The sequence below is a fragment of the Mycolicibacterium arseniciresistens genome, from assembly GCF_030519285.1.
GTDB classification, from domain to species: Bacteria; Actinomycetota; Actinomycetes; order Mycobacteriales; family Mycobacteriaceae; genus Mycobacterium; species Mycobacterium arseniciresistens.
Genome location: NZ_JAUMSQ010000107.1, coordinates 1 through 5,950, shown reverse-complemented (window position 1 = coordinate 5,950; position 5,950 = coordinate 1). Strand labels below are relative to the sequence as shown.

Genomic DNA, 5,950 nt, shown 5'->3' with positions numbered 1-5,950 from the left:
GAGATCGCGGGATTGGCCGCCGTACTCGGCTTCGCCCTCGCGGCCGGACTGTCCCTGTCGTCCTGAGTGCCGCGTTCGGGATGCCCGACCCCCGTCAGACGCGATAGGTTGCGCCCATGGTTCCCGCCTGGCACGCCGGACCGCTCGCGGTACCGGTGCACGGCGTGTTCGTGGCGCTCGGGGTGTTCGCGGCGATGGTGGTCTTCGTGCACGAGGCCCGAAGGCGCGCAGCGGTGAACGAACAGTCGCTCGTTGCCGTCGCGGGCGCCCTGATCGGCGGGGCGATCGGCATGCGGCTGTCGGGCTGGGCCCGCCACCTCGACTTCTCGGCCAACCCGAGCCTGGCCGAGGCGTGGCAGTTCGGCTCGCGCAGCATCCTCGGCGGCCTGCTGGGCGCATACATCGGGGTGCTGATCGCCAAACGAGTCGGCGGATACCGCGGCAAGACCGGCGACCTGTTCGCGCCCGCCGTGGCGCTCGGCATGGCGATCGGCCGCATCGGATGCCATCTGACGGAGGCTCCCGGCCGCCCCACCGGCCTGCCGTGGGGCGTGCACGCCCCCGCCGAGACCCCGGAATGCGCTGGCTGTCTCGCCGGCCTGGCCATGCACCCGTCGTTCCTGTACGAGATCGCCTTCCAGCTCACCGCGTTCGTCGTGCTGCTCCGGCTGCGACCGCGGATCGGCAGGCCCGGGGAGTTGTTCGTGATCTACATCGCCGGTTACGCGGCGTTCCGGTTCCTGGTCGAGTTCACCCGCGCCAACGAGACGGTGTGGCTGGATCTCACTCGGCCGCAATGGTTCCTGTTGCCCTCGCTGGTCGTCATCGCCGTTCGGCTGTGGTACGGACACCGGCGTGGGTACTATCGCTCACCGGCCCGCAACCAGGAAGTACCTGTATGACGTTCCCGCCCTCGGAACCACCGCCGGAGGACTACCCGGAGGACGGCCGGCCGATGGGCCCACCGCCCGGTTACCCGCAGGGCCCGCCACAGGGTTACCCGCCGGGACCGCCGCAGGGTTACCCGCCGCCGGGATACCCGTACTACCCACCGGCTCAGCAGAAGTCGCGCATCAGCGCGGGCATGGCGGTGCTCGGCACCCTGCTGTACATCATGGTCAACTCCGTTCTCGCGTTCGCCGCGTTCATCGTCGGAGCGGACTCCAGGAATTCCGACACCGTGTTCGGCGGAGCGGCGGTGATGTTGCTGCTCATCGCATTCGGCGGCGGTGCGGCGTTGTTGCGGTCGGCGAACCCCGGCGCCAGAGGCCTCGGGCTCGGCCTGATGATCGGCTGGGCGGTCACCTCACTGGTCACCGTCGGCTTCTGCACCGGGATCAACCCCGAGCTGTACACGACATGACGCCCGGAATGTCGCTGCGCGGCGACCGCATTCACCGCTACGTCACCGCCTACTGCCCCCGATGCCACGACGAGTCACCGGAGCGGCCACTCGCCGACGTCGTCCGGCTCAACGCCTGGCTGGTCGAACGCGACGGCCGGGTGTGGCTCGAGCGCGGCTGCCGCGAACACGGCCTGGTCCGCACCCTCTACGACGAGGACCCCGAGATCCTGAGCTACCTCGAGGAGTGGACCGCGCCGACCAAGGCCCATGTCCCGGACGTGGCCGGGAACTTCGACCCGGTGCCGTCGGCGTATCTGCGCGGACTGCCCGAGATGCAGACCCAGCACACCTGCATCCTGCTGGAGGACATCGCCGAGACCTGCAACCTGCGCTGCCCCACCTGTTTCACCGACTCCTCCCCCGACTTGCGCAACGTCGTGCCGGTCGCTGACGTGCTGGCCAACGTCGACCAGCGGCTGGCCCGGGAGAACGGCCGCATCGACGTACTGATGCTCAGCGGCGGCGAACCGACACTGCACCCGGACCTGGCGCGGCTGCTCACCGAACTGACCGTGCGGCCGATCACCCGGATTCTGGTCAACAGCAACGGCATCCGGATCGCCACCGACGACGCACTGCTCGACCTGCTCACCGAACACCGGCAACGTGTCGAGGTGTACCTGCAGTACGACGGCCAGGCCGCCGCGACGCACCGCTTCCACCGTGGCGGCGACCTGAGCCGGATGAAAGCCAATGCACTGCAGCGACTCTCCGAGCGGGAGATCTTCACCACACTGGTGATGACAGTGACGCTCGGAGTCAATGACGACGAGATCGGGCAGATGGTGCGGCTCGCGCTCGACACCCCCTACGTCGGTGGGCTGACGATTCAGCCGCAGTTCGGGTCCGGCAGGTCGGGGCTGATCGACCCGCTCGACCGGCTCACCCACACCGGGGTGCTCAGCCGGCTGGGTCCGCAGACAGACGGGCTTGTGACGTGGCGGGATCTCACCGCGCTGCCGTGCTCGCATCCACACTGCTGCTCGGTCGGCTACCTCATTCGCGACGACAGCGATCGGTGGCGTTCGCTGGTGTCCCTGATCGGGCACGACGTCCTCAAGGACCAGCTCGGCCTGGTGGCCAACCGCATCGCCGACGCCGAGATCCCACAGCAGCTGCGGGTCGCCGTGCAGCAGTCACTGCTCGGCCTGCTCTCGGAGCAGTCGTCGCTGTCGCATCCGAAGATCGGCGACATCTGGCGGATCATCTGCGAGAGTTGCGATCTCGGTATGTCGACGATGTTGACACTGGCATCGTCGGCGCTACCCGGCCGTCGCAACAAGATCCGCCGGCTGCTCGGCGAACGGGTCGTCCGGCTCACCGTCAAACCGTTCATGGACATGTCGACGATGATCGAGGAGCGCCTGGTGCAGTGCTGCGTGCACGTCGGCACCAGGTCCACCCAGGACCAGTGCGCCCCGTTCTGTGCGGTACAGGCTTGGCCTGCGCTCGGCAGGCAGCGGCTCTCGATCGCCGCCGGCCGCGAGCTGCCGCTGATCGAGACCACCTAGCCGCGATCTCGACAAAGAATTGGCCGCTGAGTTATCGTGGCGGCGACTTCTTTTCGGTCGACCGGCTTGAAGGTGCTCGGCGCCTTCCTTCTCCGCCCCTCGTTGACGACACAGCGTGCGGACGACGAGTTCACAATGCCTCAGGGTTTCTACAACGCGCCCGCGGTCCGGCGATTCCGTGCGCGACCGAGCGCCGAACCCTGCGACGTGTGTCCCGAATCGTCCGAGCACCCCGATTCACGTGTGGGACGAAGGACAGGTCGCGTCCATATCCCCACGAGGTGGTCGCCGGGAGCAACCCTGACGTTAAGAAGCCAGCGCAGCCCGACGCACCGCCGACAAACCATCACTGAACTGAAGCGACGGCCACACCGCCGAGATCTCTGTCGCCGCGCCGCGAATGTACGAGGGGTCGTCGCGGCACCCCGGTGCGGCGGAAGGTAGCGGGCGTGCCGTTGATGCGACCACGCCGGCCACACGAGGAGGACCGTTATTACTGGCTGACCGCGTACTTCGCGAGTCGGGACCTGCAGGTCGTCATGTGCCGGGCCATCGCCGCCACCATCGTCGGCCTCGGGCTCGTCCCGGCTGTCCTGCTCGCCAGTCCGGCCGGGCCCCAGGGTCCGCTGAACCGTGGCGTCGCGGTCGGCATCGCGGTGTGCTGCCTGGTGATGGGATGGGTGTGGCGCAGGCCCCGTTGGCCCACCCGGCGACAGTCGCAGACCACCGTCGTCATCGGCTCCGGGTGCATCGCGCTCGCCTGCCTGATCCAGCACGAGCCCGTGGTCGGCATGCTCGGCGCGACGGGCCTGGCAACCCTGTCGGCGTTCACCATGCTCTTCCACTCCGGGCGGCTGCTTGCCGTGCCGTGGACGGTGGGCGGGGCTGTACTGGCGGTGCTGGCGGCACGCATCGCCGTCGACGACATCGCCCGCGCTGTCTTCGCGGTCGGTCTGGTGCTGCTGGTCATCGTCATGTTCACCGTCGCCTGCCGGACGGCGATCCGGTTGATCGGCATCGAGCCGTGTCACACCGGGATCGAGCCACTCACCGGTCTGCTCACCCGGGAGACCTTCGACGAGCGGATGGCCACACTGCTGGGTGCGCGCAGCCGTGGCGATGACCGGTATCTCGTGGTCCTGGTGGTCAGCCTGGACAGCTTCTCGTTGCTCACCGGCCTGCACGGGCCCGCGACCGGCGATCGCGCCCGTGTCGCGATCGCGCAGCGCCTGCGGGAGAACGTGCGGCGCGACACCGTTCTGGCCCATGTCGCGGACACCGATTACCTGATCGCCGACCTCTTCACCAGGGCGGACCCGGAACCGCTGACCGAACGCATCCACGCCACCGTCAGGAATGCGCCGTTCCGGCTGACGGCCAGTATCGGCGCGGTCAGCACATCGCTGATGCCGCTGAGCGATCAGCCGGTGCCCGACGTGGTGGACGAACTGCTCGACGTCGCCACCGCCGCCATGGCCGCTGCCCGCAGAGACGGTGGCAGCCGGACAGCGCTGCGGCTGTCACCGCGGTTGCGGGTGCTCGACCGACTGGACGACGAATGGCATTGATTCGCTACGAGATCGACAGGGCGATGCCGTCGAGGATGTCGTGCTCGCTGACCACCAGCTCGTCCAGACCGGCCCGGGTGCCCAGGGCGTCGGCCAGCTCCTCGACGATGAGCGCGCCGCCGCCGATGACGTCGACCCTGCCCTCGTGCATCGGCCCGAGCACCGCACGCTGCGCACGCGTCATGGTGAGCAGTTCGTCGCAGACCTCGCGCAGCCGGGTGAACCCCACCCGCGACAGATGAATGGCCTCGGAGTCATAGGTCGTCATCTTCGCGCCCAGCGCCGCCAGGGTCGTCATCGTCCCGGCCACCCCCACCCAGGTCCGCGCGCCCTCGACGGGCACCGCACGAAACGCCGCCGCCAGCCCGTCGCGCACCACTTCCCGTGCGGCCGAGATCTCTTCGGCGGTGGGCGGATCGGAGTGCAGGCACCGCTCGGTGAGCCGCACGCAGCCGATGTCGGCCGAGTAGCTCGCCTCCACCTCGGTTCGGCCCACCACCACCTCGGTGGAGCCGCCACCGAGATCGACGACCACGAACGGCCCCGCGTCGGGATCCAGTTCGCCGACCGCGCCGCGATAGGACAGTTCGGCTTCCTCCGTGCCGCTGATCACCTCGGCGACCGCACCCGGCACCACATCGCCGAGCACCTCGGCCGTCATCGCGAAGAACGCCTCCCGGTTGGCAACGTCGCGCGCCGCCGACGTCGCGACCATCCGCACCCGCTCGACGCGGTGATCGCGCATCAGGGCGGCATAGTCGACGAGCGCGGCCCTGGTGCGCGCCAACGCTTCCGGAGCGAACTCACCGGTGGCGTCCACGCCCTGACCCAACCGGACGATGCGCATCTCCCGGTGCACGTCGCGTAACCGGCCGTCGACGGGATCGGCGATGAGCAACCGGATGGAATTCGTGCCGCAGTCCACGGCCGCGACTCGGCTCACGTCCACACCTCCGGGTCCAGAATGCCCTCCATCCCAGGTTCTGCGGCCAGCACCGCCAACGCCTCGTCACCGAACGGGTTCACCCCCGGCCCCTTGGCCAGCGAATGCGCGATCACCACATGCAGGCACTTGACGCGGTCGGGCATACCCCCGCCGGAGAACGTGGTGCCCAGCGATTCGATCGCATCGCGCTCGGCGAGATACGACTCGTGCGCCCGCCGGTACGCCGCGGCCAGTTCCGGGTCCTGTTGCAGCCGATCGGTCATCTCGCGCATCAGACCCGCCGACTCCAGCCGGCTGGCCGCCGCCGTCAGGGCGGGGTGGGTCAGGTAGTACAGCGTCGGGAACGGGGTGCCGTCGGGCAGTCGCGGCGCGGTCTTCACGACCGCCGGGGTGCCGTCGGGACACCGGTAGACGATCTCGAGCACCCCGCGGGCCTCGCGACCCAGTTGCCTAGCGATGGCCTCGAGGTCGGCGCGCTCAACCACCGGGCGGGGGCGCGGGCGGGCCGGGCGGCGGACCC

Annotated in this window: 6 protein-coding genes; 4 read left to right on the top strand and 2 right to left on the bottom strand. The window is 69.2% G+C overall.

Going from position 1 to position 5,950, the window contains the following annotated elements:
- The first annotated feature begins 116 nt into the window (after positions 1-116).
- The 4 genes from Q2100_RS15345 to Q2100_RS15330 all read left to right on the top strand — a co-directional run bounded on the left by Q2100_RS15345 (position 117) and on the right by Q2100_RS15330 (position 4,484).
- Positions 117-902 carry a prolipoprotein diacylglyceryl transferase gene (locus Q2100_RS15345; protein WP_302914773.1) on the top strand — a complete coding sequence of 262 codons (786 nt, stop codon included), beginning with the start codon at positions 117-119 and terminating at the stop codon, positions 900-902.
- Complete coding sequence (locus Q2100_RS15340) at positions 899-1,363, top strand: hypothetical protein (RefSeq protein ID WP_302914772.1); 465 nt, start codon at positions 899-901, stop codon at positions 1,361-1,363. Before Q2100_RS15345 ends, Q2100_RS15340 begins: the two co-directional genes overlap by 4 nt.
- Positions 1,360-2,916 carry a radical SAM protein gene (locus Q2100_RS15335; protein WP_302914771.1) on the top strand — a complete coding sequence of 519 codons (1,557 nt, stop codon included), beginning with the start codon at positions 1,360-1,362 and terminating at the stop codon, positions 2,914-2,916. Before Q2100_RS15340 ends, Q2100_RS15335 begins: the two co-directional genes overlap by 4 nt.
- Before the next feature lie 458 nt (positions 2,917-3,374).
- Positions 3,375-4,484, top strand: coding sequence for a diguanylate cyclase domain-containing protein (locus Q2100_RS15330; RefSeq protein ID WP_302914775.1), 1,110 nt, complete (start codon positions 3,375-3,377; stop codon positions 4,482-4,484).
- Between the two features lie 4 nt (positions 4,485-4,488).
- Here Q2100_RS15330 and Q2100_RS15325 read toward each other — a convergent pair whose 3' ends face one another.
- The gene (locus Q2100_RS15325) at positions 4,489-5,427 is read right to left on the bottom strand and encodes a Ppx/GppA phosphatase family protein (RefSeq protein ID WP_302914770.1); all 939 of its coding nucleotides are present in this window, start codon (positions 5,425-5,427) and stop codon (positions 4,489-4,491) included.
- The gene (locus tag Q2100_RS15320; RefSeq protein WP_302914774.1) at positions 5,424-5,915 is read right to left on the bottom strand and encodes a DUF501 domain-containing protein; all 492 of its coding nucleotides are present in this window, start codon (positions 5,913-5,915) and stop codon (positions 5,424-5,426) included. The genes Q2100_RS15325 and Q2100_RS15320 overlap by 4 nt, the downstream gene beginning before the upstream one ends.
- Positions 5,916-5,950: the final 35 nt, after the last annotated feature.